At 65.2% G+C, this 15,815-nt stretch carries 15 protein-coding genes; 8 read left to right on the top strand and 7 right to left on the bottom strand.

The genetic code is table 11. The features are described from left to right. The 4 genes from ABWP09_RS03855 to ABWP09_RS03840 form a co-directional block, all read left to right on the top strand. Positions 1-1,497: penicillin acylase family protein (locus tag ABWP09_RS03855; RefSeq protein WP_353203844.1), on the top strand; the 1,497-nt coding region annotated here is incomplete at its 5' end. A gap of 236 nt (positions 1,498-1,733) precedes the next feature. After that, positions 1,734-4,544 carry a M16 family metallopeptidase gene (locus ABWP09_RS03850; RefSeq protein ID WP_353203843.1) on the top strand — a complete coding sequence of 937 codons (2,811 nt, stop codon included), beginning with the start codon at positions 1,734-1,736 and terminating at the stop codon, positions 4,542-4,544. A 23-nt stretch (positions 4,545-4,567) separates the two neighbouring features. After that, positions 4,568-4,867 carry a hypothetical protein gene (locus ABWP09_RS03845; RefSeq protein WP_353203842.1) on the top strand — a complete coding sequence of 100 codons (300 nt, stop codon included), beginning with the start codon at positions 4,568-4,570 and terminating at the stop codon, positions 4,865-4,867. A 173-nt stretch (positions 4,868-5,040) separates the two neighbouring features. Continuing rightward, complete coding sequence (locus ABWP09_RS03840; protein ID WP_353203841.1) at positions 5,041-6,933, top strand: CocE/NonD family hydrolase; 1,893 nt, start codon at positions 5,041-5,043, stop codon at positions 6,931-6,933. 141 nt (positions 6,934-7,074) lie between these two features. On the opposite strand, the gene ABWP09_RS03835 is transcribed toward ABWP09_RS03840, so the two are convergent. From ABWP09_RS03835 to ABWP09_RS03815, 5 genes are all read right to left on the bottom strand, one after another. Continuing rightward, positions 7,075-8,142 (bottom strand): 5-(carboxyamino)imidazole ribonucleotide synthase, encoded by a 1,068-nt coding sequence (locus ABWP09_RS03835; RefSeq protein ID WP_353203840.1) that lies wholly within the window; start codon positions 8,140-8,142, stop codon positions 7,075-7,077. A 134-nt stretch (positions 8,143-8,276) separates the two neighbouring features. Next, positions 8,277-8,768, bottom strand: coding sequence for a 5-(carboxyamino)imidazole ribonucleotide mutase (gene purE / locus ABWP09_RS03830; RefSeq protein ID WP_353203839.1), 492 nt, complete (start codon positions 8,766-8,768; stop codon positions 8,277-8,279). 67 nt (positions 8,769-8,835) lie between these two features. Beyond that, positions 8,836-9,522, bottom strand: coding sequence for a 2,3-diphosphoglycerate-dependent phosphoglycerate mutase (gene gpmA / locus ABWP09_RS03825; protein WP_353203838.1), 687 nt, complete (start codon positions 9,520-9,522; stop codon positions 8,836-8,838). A 114-nt stretch (positions 9,523-9,636) separates the two neighbouring features. Beyond that, positions 9,637-10,767, bottom strand: a complete 1,131-nt coding sequence (locus ABWP09_RS03820) for a M14 family metallopeptidase (RefSeq protein ID WP_353203837.1) — start codon at positions 10,765-10,767, stop codon at positions 9,637-9,639. Continuing rightward, positions 10,764-11,372 carry a DUF4136 domain-containing protein gene (locus tag ABWP09_RS03815; protein WP_353203836.1) on the bottom strand — a complete coding sequence of 203 codons (609 nt, stop codon included), beginning with the start codon at positions 11,370-11,372 and terminating at the stop codon, positions 10,764-10,766. Before ABWP09_RS03815 ends, ABWP09_RS03820 begins: the two co-directional genes overlap by 4 nt. Before the next feature lie 162 nt (positions 11,373-11,534). Between ABWP09_RS03815 and ykgO the strand changes: the two genes are divergently transcribed. Beyond that, positions 11,535-11,660 (top strand): type B 50S ribosomal protein L36, encoded by a 126-nt coding sequence (gene ykgO, locus ABWP09_RS03810; RefSeq protein WP_010160916.1) that lies wholly within the window; start codon positions 11,535-11,537, stop codon positions 11,658-11,660. Between the two features lie 112 nt (positions 11,661-11,772). After that, entirely contained in the window at positions 11,773-12,399 is a 627-nt protein-coding gene (locus tag ABWP09_RS03805) for an HAD family hydrolase (RefSeq protein ID WP_353203835.1), read from the top strand. On the opposite strand, the gene ABWP09_RS03800 is transcribed toward ABWP09_RS03805, so the two are convergent. Both ABWP09_RS03800 and pyk read right to left on the bottom strand, forming a co-directional pair. Then, a complete protein-coding gene (locus ABWP09_RS03800) occupies positions 12,396-13,439 on the bottom strand; it encodes an acyltransferase family protein (protein WP_353203856.1) in 1,044 nt (347 codons plus the stop codon). The genes ABWP09_RS03805 and ABWP09_RS03800 overlap by 4 nt on opposite strands. A 38-nt stretch (positions 13,440-13,477) precedes the next feature. Beyond that, a complete protein-coding gene (pyk, locus tag ABWP09_RS03795) occupies positions 13,478-14,950 on the bottom strand; it encodes a pyruvate kinase (protein ID WP_353203834.1) in 1,473 nt (490 codons plus the stop codon). A 70-nt stretch (positions 14,951-15,020) separates the two neighbouring features. Here pyk and ABWP09_RS03790 point away from each other — a divergent pair, with 70 nt between their 5' ends. Both ABWP09_RS03790 and ABWP09_RS03785 read left to right on the top strand, forming a co-directional pair. Then, the gene (locus ABWP09_RS03790) at positions 15,021-15,326 is read left to right on the top strand and encodes a DUF1244 domain-containing protein (protein WP_353203833.1); all 306 of its coding nucleotides are present in this window, start codon (positions 15,021-15,023) and stop codon (positions 15,324-15,326) included. Positions 15,327-15,389: 63 nt separating this feature from the next. Further along, positions 15,390-15,629 carry a DUF2312 domain-containing protein gene (locus tag ABWP09_RS03785; RefSeq protein WP_353203832.1) on the top strand — a complete coding sequence of 80 codons (240 nt, stop codon included), beginning with the start codon at positions 15,390-15,392 and terminating at the stop codon, positions 15,627-15,629. The last annotated feature ends 186 nt before the right edge of the window (positions 15,630-15,815 follow it).

Genomic DNA, 15,815 nt, shown 5'->3' with positions numbered 1-15,815 from the left:
AACGCCTTCGTCGTCGCGCCGAAGCGCTCGGCCGATGGTTTCACGCGCGTCGTCTCCAATTCGCATCAGCCATGGCAAGGCCCGGTCGCCTGGTACGAACTGAGCGTGCAATCGGGCACCGGCTGGCACTTTTCGGGCGCAACCTTCCCCGGCGTGCCGTTCCCGGTGATGGGGCATAATGAGACGCTGGGCTGGACCAACACCGTCAACCGGCCCGATCTGACCGACGTCTACAAGCTCGTGACCAATGCCGACGGCACGCAATACCGCTTCGACGGGAAGTGGCTGCCGCTGCAGACGAAGCGCGTGTGGCTCCAGGTCGCGTTCGGGCCGTTCGTGCTGCCGATCCCGAAAATGGCCTATCGCGCGGTGCAGGGGCCGGTGGTGGTCAACAAGAGCGGTGCCTATGCGATCCGCTATGCCGGGGCCGATCAGCTCCGGATGGTCGAGGAATATTACCGCCTGACGCGCGCGCGGAACTTCGCCGAATGGCAGAAAGCGCTGGCGATCCAGGGCGTGCCCGCCACCAATTTCCTCTACGGCGATGCGCAGGGCAATATCGCCTATGTCTATAATGCGAGCTTCCCCAACCGGAAGCCGGGGTTCGATTACAAGCATGTCCTGCCCGGCGACACCTCGCGCGATCTCGCGGCGGGGACGGTGCCCTTCGCGCAAGTGCCGAAGAATGTGAACCCGGCGTCGGGCTATCTCGTCAACGCCAACAACACGCCGTTCCAGGCGGCGGGGGCGGGGTCCGAACTCAAGCCGACGGATTACTCACCCTTGCTCGGGATCGAGACCGACACCACCAATCGCGGCACGCGCGCGGTCGAGTTGATGGGGCAGCACCCGTCGATTTCGGCCGCCGATCTCGACCGGATCAAATTCGATACCGGCGTCAGCCGGCTGAGCTGGGCGGCGCGCTGGTATAACGATGTCACTGCGATCGATCCCAAGGGCGATGCGCAACTGGCCAAGGCGGTGGCGTTGCTGAAAGGCTGGAACTGGGATTTCGACGGCAAGCATGGCGGGCAGGCACTTGCCGCGATCCTGCTGCGCACGGGTCAGAAATGGCATTATCAGCGCCGCCCCGAGCTCGATCCGCGCGATGCGCTGGCCAAGGCGGCGGCGTATCTGCAGACGCATTTCGGCACGCTCGATCCGCCGCTCGGCACCGTGCTGCGGCTGCGGCGCGGGACGGTCGATCTCCCGCTCGACGGCGCGCCCGATGTGCTGCGCGCGGCCTCGACCTGGACCGAGGCGGATGACGGGCGGCTGGTCGTCAATCACGGCGACAGCTTCATCATGTTCATGGAATGGGACAAACAGGGCCACGTCGCGTCGCGCTCGGTCCAGCCTTATGGCGCGGCGACGACGCGGCCTGAATCGCGGCATTATAGCGATCAGGCGGCGTTGTTCGTCGCGCACCAGACCAAGCCGGTGCATTTCTGGCGCGACGATCTGCGGCGGAATGTGGAGCGGGTGTACCGGCCCTAAAATCCTCCCCCGCTTTAGCGGGGGAGGGGGACCATGAGCATTCAGCGAATGGTGGAGGGGCAACAAGCGATACGCCCGCGGCACGGCCCCCTCCACCACCAGCCTGAAGAAGGCTGGTGGTCCCCCTCCCCCGGTTCCCGGGGAAGGATTTGAGAGGCCGATTGCCTCCGCCGCGCGCCCCGCTATACTCTGCCGCCTCAGTTTAATTTCCCCCGCCTTCCCAAGAGGATATCCACATGACCGTAAAGCTGCTCGCGCTCTCGGGCGTTGCTTTGGCGACGCTTGTCCTGCCCGCTTCCGCGCAAACTGCGCCAAAGCCGGTGCCGGTCGCGACGCTCGTGAAACAGGTCGATATTCCCTACAGCGAATTCCGCCTCGACAATGGTCTGCGCGTCATCGTCAACACCGATCGCAAGGCGCCGGTGGTCGCGGTGTCGGTTTGGTATAATGTCGGGTCCAAGTTCGAACCCAAGGGCAAAACCGGCTTCGCGCATCTGTTCGAGCATCTGATGTTCAACGGCAGCGAAAATGCGCCCGGCGATTACTTCACCTACACCAAGCAGATCGGCGCGACTGACCTCAACGGCACGACCTATTTCGACCGCACCAATTATTTCGAGACGGTGCCGTCCTCGGCGATCGAGCGCACGCTGTTCCTCGAAAGCGACCGCATGGGCTATCTGCTCGGCGCGATCACGCCCGCCGTTGTCGATGAACAGCGCGGCGTCGTGCAGAACGAAAAGCGCCAGGGCGACAATCAGCCGTTCGGGCTGGTCGACTATAAGCAGATCGAAACGCTGTTTCCGGCGACGCATCCGTACGGCCACAGCACGATCGGTTCGATGGCCGATCTCGATTCGGCGAGCGTCGAGGATGTGAAGAACTGGTTCCGCGGTCATTATGGCCCGAACAACGCCGTGCTCGTTTTGTCGGGCGACATCGATACGGCGACCGCCAAGACGCTCGTCACCAAATATTTCGGCGGCATCCCCAAGGGGCCCGAGAGCATCGTCCCCGTCGTTAAAGTGCCCGATCTTCCCGCGCCCAAGATCGAGACGATCAAGGACCGCGTTTCGAACACGCGCATCTATCGGATGTGGGCGGTGCCGGGCCTCAACGACCCGGATTCGGTCGCGCTCGATGTCGCTGCCGGTGTACTCGGTGGCCTGTCGAGCAGCCGCCTCGACAATGCGCTGGTGCGCAAGGAAAAGCTCGCGGTACGCGTTTCCGCCAGTAACGACAGCTTCGCGCAAGTCGGCATGTTCAGCATCAGCGCCGATGTCCGCCCCGGCGTCGACGCGGCGCTGGTCGCCAAGCGGCTTGACGAGATCGTCGCCGATCTGATCGCCAAGGGTCCGACCGCCGACGAAGTGCAGCGCGTCGCCACGCTCAACGCCTCGGGCCGGATTGCTGGCCTCGAATCGGTCGGCGGGTTCGGCGGCAAGGCGGTCGCGCTCGCCGAGGGCGCGCTCTATTCGAACGATCCGGGCTTTTACAAGAAGCAGCTCGCGACGCTTGCCGCCGAGACGCCCGCGCAAGTCAAGGCGGCTTCCGCGAAATGGCTGACGCGGCCGGTCTATGCGCTGACCGTCATCCCCGGCGCGCGCGACGCCTATGTCGAATCGACCCCGCCCGCCAAGGTCGCAGCCGCGCCTGCGCCCGAGGTGAAGGGCACGCGCGGTGCGCTGCCCGCGGTCGGCACGATCTCCGACCTCGTCTTCCCCAAGATCGAGCGCGCGCGGCTGAAGAACGGGATCGAGCTCGTCTACGCCTATCGCAACGCCGTGCCGATCACGCAGGCGGTGATCAGCTTCGACGCCGGCGTCGCCGCCGATGTCCCGGGCAAGCTGGGCACCCAGCAATTGACGCTCGGCATGATGGACGAAGGCACGACGACGCGCGATTCGATCGCGATTGCCGAGGCCAAGGAACGGTTGGGGGCCAATATCTCGACCGGTTCGGGGCAGGATCGCACCACGCTGTCGCTGTTCACGCCGAGTGCGAACCTGTCGGCGTCGCTCGAACTCTTCTCGGATATCGTTCGCCACCCGAAGTTCGATGCGGCCGAGGTCTCGCGCCTCAAGGCGCAGCAAGTCGCGCGCATCGCGTCTGAACTCACCAGCCCGCAGGGCCTTGCGCAGCGCGTGTTGCCCAAGCTCGTTTACGGCGCGGCCTCGCCTTATGCCAAGGGCCTGGGCAGCGGCGATGCCACGGCCGTCGCGCAATTGACGCGCGATGATCTGATCGCGTTCCAGCATGCCTGGCTCCGCCCCGACAAGGCCAAGATCTTTATCGTCAGCGATCGTCCGCTCGCCGAAGTCAAAGCGACGCTCGACCAGCGCTTCGGCGACTGGGTCCCGACGGGAGCGGCCGGGACCAAGGATTTCAGCGCCGCCGCCACGCCGGCTGCGCCCAAGGTGCTGCTGATCGACCGGCCCGATTCGCCGCAATCGCTGATCATCGGTGCCGCCCCCACGGCGCTGGTCGGGACCGATGAATTGCTCCCGCTGCTCGCCGCCAATGATTCGCTCGGCGGGGATTTCACCGCACGGCTCAACATGGACCTGCGCGAAGCCAAGCATTGGTCCTACGGCGTCAGCGGCAACTTCCGCCGCGCGCAATATCAGACGCCCTATGTCATCGGCGCGGGGGTCCAGGCCGACAAGACCGGCGATTCGATCAAGGCGCTGCAGGGCGACGTGAAAGCGTTCCTGACCACCAATGGCGTGACCAAGGAGGAGTTTGACAGCACCGTCAGCGACGCGATCCGCTCGCTGCCCGGCAATTTCGAAACCTCGGGCGCAGTGCTCGGCGCGATGCAGCAGAACGATCTCTACAAGCGTCCCGACGACTATTACGCGTCGCTGCCGCAAAAATATCGTGCGCTGAGCGTAGCCGAACTTGACGCTGCGGCACGCGCGGCAATCGACCCGGCGAAGTTCATCTGGATCGTTGTTGGCGACGCCTCGAAGGTCCGCGCCCAGCTTGACACTATCGGGTTGCCGGTTGAGGTGGTGAGCGCCGCATCCGGCGCGGATGTGCGCTGAAGGTTCGAGTCAGGAGAGAGACAATGGCTGCAATCGACGGAACATGGAACACGATCGTCAAGTCCCCGCTGGGCGACCAGAAGGCGGTACTGATCGTCAAGACCGACGGCACGAGCTGGACCGGAAGCCAGGCTGGCGACCAGGGTACGGCGGAAATCACCGACGGCGTGGTCGAGGGTGAGACGATCAAGTGGTCGATGTCGATCGTCGTGCCAATGCCGATGACGCTGACCTGCCAGGCGACGGCCGATGGCGACACGCTGACCGGTTCGGTCGGCGCGGGCGCCTTCGGCAGCTTCCCGATGACGGGTACGCGCGCGTAAGCCTGTCGATCCGAAAGCCTAAAACGGCCCGCGCTGCCTCGGGAGCGCGGGCTTTTTTGTTGCTGCCGTCACCCCGGGCTTGTGCCGGGGTCTACCGCGGCGCACACCTCGATCGGTCGGGTCAGAGCCCGGTGGACCCCGGGACGATCCCGGGGTGACGATGGGGGATGGTGATGTTGGTTAAATGGCTGATCGGCGCGGCAGCGCTCGCGCTCCTTCCCCTTGCCGCGCACGCGCAAAGCTATGACGAGCGCCCGGCCAAGCCGGTACTTTCGACCGAAGGCTTCAATTTCGAACGGCGGACCGTCGAAATCGCGATGCGCGACGGGGTCAAGCTGCACACCGTTATTCTGGTGCCGAAGGGCGCGAAGGATGCCGGCATCCTGATGACGCGCACGCCGTACAATGCCGATGGCCTGACCGGCATCCAGAAGAGCGGCGATCTCGGCTCGGTGCTCGACGGCTATGACAACGCGCCCGATGTCGTGACGGGCGGCGGCTATATCCGCGTCGTGCAGGACGTGCGCGGCAAATATGGCTCGCAGGGCATCTATATGATGAATCCGGCGCAAGCGGGGACCAAGTGGAACCCGACCAAGACCGACGATTCGACCGACACCTATGACACGATCGACTGGCTGGTGAAGCACCTCCCCGAATCGAACGGCAAGGTCGGCATTCTCGGCATCTCGTATGACGGTTTCCTGCCGCTGATGGCGCTGATCAACCCGCATCCCGCGCTCAAGGTCGCGGTGCCGATGAACCCGATGGTCGATGGCTGGCGCGGCGACGATTGGTTCCACAATGGCGCGTTCCGCCAGACCAATATGCCCTATGTGTGGGAGCAGGTCGCGACCAAGGACAATAGTTCGCCGTGGATTTCATCCTATGCCGACGATTACGACCTGTATCTGAACGGCGGGTCGGCCGGCGCGATCGGCAAGGCGCACGGACTCGAACAGATCGGTTTCTGGAACAAGATCGTCGCGCATCCCGCCTATGACAGCTTCTGGGCCGAGCAGGCGATGGACACGGTGCTGGCCAAGCAACCGCTCAAGGTGCCGACGATGCTGGTCGCCTCGCAATGGGATCAGGAGGATATTTACGGCGCGACCGCCGTCTATCGCGCGCTCAAACCCAAGGATACGGCTGGGAACATGGTCTATCTGTCGATGGGGCCATGGTATCACGGGCAGGAAATCGGCGCGGCGAGCAATCTTGGGCCGGTGAAATGGGATCAGGATACCGGCAAGACGTGGCGGCGTACGGTGCTCAGCCCCTTCCTCGCGCATTATCTCAAGGGCATTCCGATGGACGTTGCGCCCGTCACGGTGTTCGAAAGCGGCACCAACGAATGGCGTCGAAGCAACAAATGGCCGATCGCCGAGGCGACCACGCCGCTCTATTTGAAGCCGGGCGAGACGCTCGGGTTCGAAGCCGCGACCGGCGCGGCGCAGACGGTTGAGTATGTGTCGGACCCGGCCAAGCCCGTTACCTTCGTGCCGCGCCCGGTCGCGCCGGTCGGCTATGACGGCGATCACTGGACGGCGTGGCTGACCAGCGACCAGCGTCCGGTCTCGGGCCGCCCCGATGTGCTGAGCTTTACCGGGGCAGTGCTGACCGCCCCGGTCACGATTGCGGGCGTGCCCGTCGTCCACCTCACCGCGTCGACCAGCGGCACCGATAGCGACTGGGTGGTCAAGCTGGTCGACGTCTATCCCGATCAAGTGCCGGGCGACCGCGCGATGGGCGGGTATCAGTTGGCGGTCGCGATGGACATTTTCCGCGGCCGCTATCGCGAGGGGCTGGGCAATCCCAAGCCGCTCGCGGCGAACGTGCCGCTGAAGTACGAATTCGCGCTGCCGGCGGCGGACCATGTGTTCCTGCCGGGGCACCGCATCATGGTGCAAGTCCAGTCGAGCTGGTTCCCGCTCTACGACCGCAATCCGCAAACGTTCGTGCCGAACATCTTCTTCGCGAAGGCTGGAGACTATGTGAAGGCGACGCAGAAGATCGTGGTGAGCGGCGCGGATGCGAGCTTTGTGGCCTTGCCGGTCGTGAAGTAACTTCTCCCTCTCCCCGCTCGCGGGGAGAGGGTCGGGGAGAGGGGCCGTGGGCCGCGAGCGGTTCGCTCGACACTGCCCCTCTCCCGCGCTTCGGCTACGCCTCGCTTGCCCTCTCCCCGCAAGCGGGGAGAGGGAGATCGCCTACCGCCCCAGCCTTGTGACATGCCCCATCTTGCGCCCCGGCCGCGTTTCCTTGCCGTAGAGGTGCAGGTGCGCGCCGGGTTCGGCGAGGATTTCCGCCCAGCGATCGGCGTCATGGCCGATCAGATTTTCCATCGCCACGCTCGGCGCGGTGAGGCCGGTGTCGCCGAGCGGCAGCCCGCAAATCGCGCGGATATGGTTCTCGAATTGCGAACAGACCGCGCCTTCGATCGTCCAATGCCCCGAATTATGGACGCGCGGGGCCATTTCGTTGAATACCGGGCCATCGGCACTGGCGAAAAACTCGCACGCGAGCACGCCGACATAGCCCAAGCGGTCGGCGATCCGCCCGGCGAGCGCCGCCGCCTCGCCCCAGCACGCCGCGACTTGCGCCGGGGCGGGCAAGGTCGATCGCGCCAGCACCCCGTCGGTATGTTCATTCCACGGCGGCGGATAGCTGACCATCTGCCCATCGCGCCCGCGTACCAGCAGGATCGAGAATTCGTGGCTGAAGGTCACGAAGCCTTCGAGGATCGCGGGGCGCGACCCGATCGCGTCCCACGCCGCCGGAACATCGTCGGGGCTGGTAATGCGCACTTGTCCCTTGCCGTCATAGCCGAGCCGTAACGTCTTGAGGATCGCCGGGCAGCCGATCTCGGCCACCGCGGCCTCCAGTTCGGCCAGCGTCTCGACCTTGGCCCACGGCGCGGTGCGCCCGCCAAGCTCGCCGACGAACTGCTTTTCCTGCGCGCGGTCCTGCGCGATGCCAAGCGCGGCGGGGGCGGGATGGACGGGGACTTTCGCCGCGAGATAGATCACCGGATCGAGCGCGATATTCTCGAATTCATACGTCACGACATCGGCGGCAGCGGCGAATTCGTCGAGCACGATGCGGCTGTGATAATCGGCGCGGGTGAAGCTCGACGCGGTCTGCGCCGCCACCGCTTCCTCATCGGGTGCCAGCACGCGCGTGTGATAGCCGAGTTGGGCTGCCGCCACCGACAGCATCCGCCCAAGCTGCCCGCCGCCGAGGATGCCGATGGTCGAACCGGGGGGGAGGGGGGTCATGGCTGTTCTCCGCTAACCAATCTTACTCCCCTCCCTGGAAGGGAGGGGCTGGGGGTGGGTGAGTCTGGGGCTGGCGATGGTGTTCGACAACGAACCGACCCAACTCCTACCCCTCCCTTCCAGGGAGGGGAGACCTATTCCGGATCGATCGCCACGCCACCGGTCTGGCGGCTGCGCCACGCCTGCAACCGCGCGCTCAACTCTTCATCCGACAGCGCCAAAATCGCCGCTGCCAGCAACGCGGCATTCTTCGCCCCCGCTTTGCCAATCGCGAGCGTGCCGACCGGCACCCCGGCGGGCATTTGCACGATCGAATAGAGGCTATCCACGCCCTTCAGCGTCTTGCTCTCGACCGGCACGCCCAGCACCGGCAAATGCGTCAGCGCCGCCGCCATGCCGGGCAGATGCGCCGCACCGCCTGCGCCCGCGATAATCACCTTCAGCCCGCGATCGGCAGCACTCATCGCATAGTCGTAGAGCCGCTGCGGCGTGCGGTGGGCGGAGACGACCTTCGTTTCATGGGAAACGCCCAATTCGGTCAGCAGATCGGCGGCATGGTGCATCGTCTCCCAATCGGACGTGCTGCCCATGATGATGCCAACGCTGGGGATCTGTGCCGCGGTCATGTCTGGTGCGTAGCGGGCGGCGCGACGCAGGGCAACCGTCGCCCCCGCCAAGGCCGACTCGTCGCCGCTACCGCTCGTTCAGATAATAGCGATCGGTGGCGGCGAGGCTGTCGTCGAGTTCATAGACGATCGGTTGTCCGGTCGGGATTTCGAGCGTGGTGATCGCGTCATCGGGAATCCCCGACAGATGCTTGACCAAAGCGCGCAGCGAATTGCCGTGCGCCGAGATCAGCACGCGCTTGCCCGCCTTGAGCTCGGGCGCGATGCGGCCCTCCCAATAGGGCAGGACGCGCGCGATCGTGTTCTTCAGACTTTCGGTGTTGGGGATGGCGATTCCGGCATAGCGCCGGTCGGCCGACAGATCGTACGTGCTGCCCGGCTCCAGCGGTGGCGGCGGAATGTCGAAGCTGCGGCGCCAGATATGGACTTGCGCTTCGCCGTGCTTGGCGGCGGTCTCGGCCTTGTCGAGCCCGGTCAGCCCGCCATAATGCCGCTCGTTGAGCCGCCAGTCCTTCTCGACCGGCAACCACAGCCGCTGCATTTCTTCCAGCGCCAGATTGAGCGTCTTGATCGCGCGGGTTTGCAGCGAGGTGAAGCAGGCGTCGAAATCGAGCCCCTTTGCCGCCATCAACCGCCCCGCCGCGCGCGCTTCCTCCGCGCCTTTCTCGGTAACATCGACGTCCCACCAGCCGGTGAAGCGGTTCTCGAGGTTCCAGGCGGATTGGCCGTGACGGATCAGGACGAGGGTGGGCATTGGGTTCTCCGTGTTCGGCATGTTCTATTGTCATCCCCGCGAAAGCGGGGACCCATCTCGTGCCGCTGGAGATGGGTCCCCGCTTTCGCGGGGATGACAAACAATTGGGTTAGCTCAAATCCCGTCGATCATCTCGGCCAGCACTTCGAGGCACGCATGCGCCAGCGCCTTTGAGCGCTCCCCCGACCAGCCGAACTCGGCGTCGGGATTAGGATCGTGATCCTTGAACGGCATTTCCAGCGTCATCGACACCGCACCGAAGCGCTCGGCCAGCTGGTTGGTCGACATCGTCAGATTGGCCTTGCCCGGCGCGGCTTTGCCATAGCCAAGCGCGGTTTGGAAATCGGGGGTATGCGCCTCGAGCCGACGACCGAAATCGTAATATTTCGCGCCAAGCGCGTCGGTCCACGACGGAATCCCCTCGAACCCGGCGAGGAAATTGGCCGCGATCGCTTCGTCGCCATGCACGTCCATCGCAAAGGCGACGCCGGTCTCATCCATGGCGTTCCGCACGCACAGCACTTCGGGGGATTTCTCCGGGGTGGGGTCACGCCATTCGCGATTGAGGTTCACGCCTGCCGCATTGGTCCGCAAATGCCCGCGGAAGCTGCCATCGGGGTTCATGTTGGGCACGCAGTGGAAGGTTGCCTTCGCCAGCAACGCTTGCGTCACCGGATCGGCGGCATCGGTCAGGCGGTCGAGCGCGCCTTCCATGAACCATTCCGCCATGCTTTCGCCGGGATGCTGGCGCGCATAGAGCCAGACGTGCTTGGGGCCGCTGCCGATCTCGAGGCAATCGATCGCGCGCCCGTCGAGCGACTGGCCGAGCTCGCGGTGCGTGACGCCCGGCTGCCCCGCGATCCGCGCGACCAGCGCATCGTGGCGCTCCATTGTGTAAGGCTGAAAATACGCGAACCACACCAAATCACTGGTGCCGGTCCACTTGAATTCGAGTCCGCCATCGACATAGCGCGTCGGGGCCATGCGCCACGTTTCGCGATCGGTGCTGACGCGCACCTTATAGCCCGGCCAGCCGAACGGATAGGCCGAGTCGCCGGCATTGGCGATGCGGAAGGTCAGTGTCCGCCCGCGCGCGCCGGCCACGCGGAAATGGAACCACTGGTAGAAATCCGACAGATGGTCCGGCCGGATGGTGAGGGTCACGCGGTCACCCTCGACCGCGCTGACCGCGATATTGCCGCTGTCAAAGGCGGCGGTGATGCTGAGCGATTGGGTGTGTGTCATTTCACCGTGATAGTGCGGCCCGATTCGCCGGGGAAGCCCTGGAACATCGCGTGCGCCACTTTGGTGGCGGCGATGGCGGTCTGCGCTTCGGGTGCGGTGCCATCGGCACTGGTCTCGGCGCGGCCTTCCCAGATTACCGTCGCGTCGCGGCGGCGGCGGATCTGCACGGTCAGTTGCGTGACGACGATTTCGCGGTAGCGCCGCTTGCCGACCGGGAAGGTCACACCGCCGCCGACACCGACGCCGCCGCCACCATCTCCGCCGCTATAGCCACCGCCGCCAAGCCCGATCGTCAGCCCGCCGCCCCGCGGCGCGCCCTGATGCACGGTCCGGCTGAAGCCGACGACCGCAAGATATTGCGCCGTCGTTCCGCTCGCCGGGATCGTGAAGCCACTCCGCAGTGCCTCGGTTTCGACCGCGGCGGCATAGGTTTTGAATTCGAGGCTCGGCGGGCCGCCGTTCGGGAGCGGCTCGGTCGTCAGCGTGCCCGTCTCGAGCGGTGCGCCCAAATGAAAGCGCGACACCTCGACCGGCGCCACCGATGTCGTTGCACACGCCCCAAGCGCGGCGGTTGTTGCCAGCGCCAATGCCAAACCCAGCTTCATCACTCTATCCTTCGACCACGGAACCGTTGCAGGGGTGTAACGCTTCGACCCCGCCTGCGGGTTCCGCGCCGTTTCACCGTCCTCCGGCTTGACTTAGCGCCGAGCCGACCATATGCGCAGCCCCTCTTTTCCACATTCCAGAATTTGCAAAGCGAATCGATCATGAAGATCCGCAATTCCCTGAAGTCGCTCAAGGGCCGTCACCGCGATAACCGCGTGATCCGTCGTCGCGGGCGCACGTACATCATCAACAAGACGAACCGCCGGTTTAAAGCCCGCCAGGGCTGAGGCAGGGGATTAGCAACGCTAATCCCTGTTTAGCCGAAGCCCGGCCGACGGCACCGCAGGTGCCGTTCGACGACACGGGACTTGCTCCCGTGTCGCGACGGGGTTTTAGAAGATGATCAAGCCCCGCGCCGTCGTCTTTGACGTCGGCAACGTCCTGTATGACTGGAACCCACGGTTCCTCTACGAGCGCCTGACCCCACCCGGTCCGGCGCTTGATGCGTTCCTGCGCGATGTCGCGACCAAGGAATGGCATTTCCAGCACGATGCCGGGCGCCCGTTCGTGGAGACGTCGGCCGAGCTGCGGGCCGCGCATCCAGACCATGCCGAGCTGATCGCCGCCTGGGGGCCGCGTTTCACCGAGCAATTGGGCGATATGCTGCCGGGGATGCGCGAGCTGGTGCTGGAGCTCGATGCGGCGGGCGTGCCGCTCTACGCGATCACCAATTTCTCGGGCGAGTTCTGGCCGCCGTTCCGCGCGCGCGAGGCCGACCTGTTCGATCGCTTCCGCGGCATCGTGGTGTCGGGCGACGAATTGCTGACCAAACCCGACCCCGCGATTTATCACCTCGCGCTCGACCGCTTCGGCTTGCGCGCCGAGCAGTGCGTGTTCGTCGACGACCGCGCCGACAATGTCGCGGGCGCGCAGGGGGTGGGGATGCACGCCGTGTTGTTCACCGATTCGGCAGACTTGCGCGACAATCTCACCCAACTCGGGATTGTCGGGCGAGGCTCGGCTTAGGCGCGCAACACCCAGCCGCGTCGCCGCAACGCATCGGTGAGCGCGATCGCAAGCCCGCCGAGCAACAGGGCATAGGCGACCGAAGCCACGCCTTCGGGCAGCGCGATGGCACGGTGGAAAAGCGCGAAGCTCGCATGCCACAGCGTCGTGCCGTCCGGCAGATGGCGCACCAGCACCGCGATCATCAGCATGTGGACGACGTATAAGGTCAGCGCCACCGTCCCGATCCGCGCGAGGCTGACCGCCAGCCGGGCGGCACCGATGCGCGGCCAGAGCAGGCGCAGCCCGCCCCAGAGCGCCGCACCGATCCCGGCGGTGAGCAACGCGAAGCTCGGGGTCCACAGATTCTTGTTCAGCGGTAGCCACGGCGTTGCGGCGAGGCCGGTTGCAATCAGCAGGACCGCACCGAGCGCGATCGTGCGGGTCGGTGCCGCGGATCGCTGCGCAAGGCGATACAGCGTCACGCCGAGCATCATGCTGGCGATGGCCGAAAGCGTCGAGAGGATGCCTTCCGGATCATAGCCCGCGCGATACGTCTTGCCGGGCAGGAGGTGCTGGTCCAGCCAGCCGTTGAGGCCGCCGGCCATTGTCAGACTATCAGCGCCGCCGAGCGGAATCGCCAGCAGCACGGCATGGACCGCGAGCAGGAATGCGGCGGCGACGGCAGGCGTTCCCGCGCCCCGCCATCGGCTGGCGAGCGCGGCCCCCACCATGTAAACGAGGCCGATCCGTTGCAGGACGCCGGCGACACGAATGTGCGCCGGATCGAGGGTGGGCTGGATCACCCAGCCGATCGCCAGTCCGATCGCAATCAGCACGATGCCGCGGCGCACGATCCGCCTCAGCGATACAGGCTGCTGCGCCCGCTCCTGCACCAGCGCGACGCTTAGCCCGGCGGTGAACAGGAACAAGGGAAAGACGAGATCGGCGACGGTGAAGCCGTGCCATTCGGCATGATCCAGCAGCGCATAGGGGTGCGACGAACCCTGGAGATTGACCAACACCATGCCAAGGATGGCAAGGCCGCGCAGCGCATCGATCGTCAGATCGCGCGGCAGCGGGGCGTTCCTCGTCGTGCTCAGCGCGAATAGCCCTTCAGCTCATCCCCGACGATCCGCACCACGTGCAGCACGTTGGTCGATCCCGGCGTCTTGAACGGCACGCCCGCCATCAGGATGACGCGATCGCCCGCCTTGGCGAGCCCGTGGCGCAGCGCCATGCGCTTGGCCTTGGCGACCATTTCTTCGAACGAATCGACGTCCTTGGTGTGGATCGCATAGGCGCCCCACAATAACCCGGCGCGGCGCGCGGTTTCGATTTGCGGGGTCAGCACGATCAGCGGCACGCCCGGCCGCTCGCGCGCGATCCGGCGAGCGGTGGACCCCGAGCTGGTGAAACACACGATCGCCACCGCACCCACCGTCGCGGCGATGTTCTTGGCGGCTTCGGACAAGGCATCCGCCGTCGTCGGGTCGGAGCGGATCACGGTGAAGTGGATGCGCTCGCCATGCGTCGGGTCGCGTTCGACCGCTTCGCCGATCGCGTTCATCATCGCGACCGATTCGATTGGCCATGCGCCCGCCGCGCTTTCCGCCGACAGCATGATCGCATCCGCCCCGTCATAGATCGCGGTCGCCACGTCGGACACTTCGGCGCGGGTGGGCGACGGGCTGGTGATCATCGATTCGAGCATTTGCGTCGCCACCACCACCGGGCGGCCGAGACGCCGCGCCACTTCGATGATGCGTTTTTGCAGCGGCGGCACGCTTTCGGGCGGCAGTTCGACGCCGAGATCGCCGCGCGCGACCATCACGCCGTCGCAATTCTCGACGATTTCCTCGAGCCGCTCGATCGCTTGGGGCTTCTCGATCTTGGCCAGCAACGCCGCCTTGCCGCCGATCAGTTTGCGCGCCTCGGCCAGATCCTCGGGCCGCTGCACGAAGCTCAGCGCGATCCAGTCGACCCCCTGGTCGACCGCAAAGGCGAGGTCGCTGCGGTCCTTGCTCGTCAGCGCCGCCATCGGCAGCACGACATCGGGGACGTTGAGCCCCTTGCTGTTCGACAGCGCGCCGCCGACTACGACTTCGGTCACGATCGTCGTCGCATCATGCGCGGTCACGCGCAGCACCAATTTGCCGTCGTCGAGCAACAGCCGCGCGCCGACTTCGATCGCTTCGAAAATCTCGCGGTGCGGCAATTCGACCCGCGTCGAATCGCCCGGTGTCGGGTCGCGGTCGAGCGTGAAGGTCGTGCCCTTTTCGAGCAGCGTCCGCCCGCCGTCGAACTTGCCGACGCGCAGCTTCGGCCCCTGCAGATCGGCGAGGATCGTGGTGGGGCGCCCATAGCTTTTCTCGAGGCTGCGGATCGCCTGGATCACCGCCACTTTCGATTGCTGGTCGCCGTGGCTCATATTGACGCGAAACGCATCGGCGCCGGCTTCGAACAGCATCGCGATCATTTCGGGGCTGCTGCTCGCGGGGCCGAGCGTGGCCAGAATCCGCACCTTGCGCGAACGCGGGGCAAACGCCTTTGTCGGGGAAGCTTTGGTCATGGGGAGGTCCTGGCTTGTGCCCGCCCGCCTCTAACCTCTATCTCCGCGCGATCAACTGCGGAGCGATGACATGACCGATTTGGCCAAAGACCTGGACAGCCTCGATGATGCGGTCGCAGCGGCGGCATTCCGGCGGCTGGTGCGGCATTTGCGCCACCGCGACGATGCGCAGAATGTCGATTTGATGGGGCTGGCCGGGTTCTGCCGCAACTGCCTGTCGGACTGGGTACAGGAAGCGGATGGCGCGCTGTCGAAGGACGCCGCACGCGCGGTCGTCTACGGCATGCCCTATGCGCAGTGGAAGGCTGAGCACCAAGCCGAGGCGAGCCCTGAGCAACTGCGCCGAATGGCCGAGAGTGTCGCGAAGAATGCGTGACGCCAGCCGTTCGCTGGCCTAAAGCGCCCGCCTTTCACTGATTCCTATGCGGGGAGCATTACCGTGAGCGACATCATCGCCGCCGACCAATTACGCCTTCTGATCGAACGGATCGAGCGGCTCGAAGAGGAAAAGAAGGGCATCGCCGACGACATCAAGGATGTTTACGGCGAGGCCAAATCGACCGGTTTCGACACCAAGACGATCCGCCAGATCGTCCGCTTGCGGAAGATGGAAAAGCATCACCGCGATGAAGCGGAAATGCTGCTCGAGACCTATAAGCAGGCGCTCGGACTGGATTGATCGACACTTCGCCGTGCTTGGTCTCCTGCGAAAGCAGGAGTCCAGGATCACAGGCGGCACGCTCGGACCCTGGACTCCTGCTTTCGCAGGAGACCTGTTAGGGTTTACGGAGACGGATGTTAGAGAGACGCAATGGCAGGCCATTCCAAATATAAGAACATCATGTACCGCAAGGGCGCGCAGGAT

The organism is Sphingomonas sp. (assembly GCF_040398505.1).
Lineage (GTDB): Bacteria > Pseudomonadota > Alphaproteobacteria > Sphingomonadales > Sphingomonadaceae > Sphingomonas.
Note: the sequence above shows the minus strand (reverse complement) of the source record. Positions and strands in the feature narration are given on the sequence as shown.